Below are 518 nucleotides of genomic sequence, written 5' to 3'. Positions count from 1 at the left end.
GTTTGGTCAGTTGTTACGTCAGTTGCCGTAAAGTCACCAGAAATATCATAAGGACTAGTTCCACCAGCAAAGCTAATAGTAATCGACCCATCGGTTAAACCGAAACAAGAGATTTCAGAAGCCACAGTAGCATTAGCTGTTACATCAGAAGGTGCAGCAGCGATAGTAGCGCTAGTAGTTTCAGTACATCCGTTAGCATCAGTAATAGTATAGTTATAAGTACCAGCAGCCAAACCAGAATGAGTTTGGTCAGTTGTTACGTCAGTTGCCGTAAAGTCACCAGAAATATCATAAGGACTAGTTCCACCAGCAAAGCTAATAGTAATCGACCCATCGGTTAAACCGAAACAAGAGATTTCAGAAGCCACAGTAGCATTAGCTGTTACATCAGAAGGTGCAGCAGCGATAGTAGCGCTAGTAGTTTCAGTACATCCGTTAGCATCAGTAATAGTATAGTTATAAGTACCAGCAGCCAAACCAGAATGAGTTTGGTCAGTTGTTACGTCAGTTGCCGTAAA

Annotated in this window: 1 protein-coding gene; it reads right to left on the bottom strand. The window is 42.1% G+C overall.

The genetic code is table 11. The annotated features are described in order from the left end of the window. Nucleotides 1–518: hypothetical protein (locus Q0770_RS14655; protein WP_299118186.1), on the bottom strand; the 518-nt coding region annotated here is incomplete at both ends.

The sequence above is a fragment of the uncultured Winogradskyella sp. genome (assembly GCF_947501905.1).
Classification (GTDB): domain Bacteria; phylum Bacteroidota; class Bacteroidia; order Flavobacteriales; family Flavobacteriaceae; genus Winogradskyella.
Note: the sequence above shows the minus strand (reverse complement) of the source record. Positions and strands in the feature narration are given on the sequence as shown.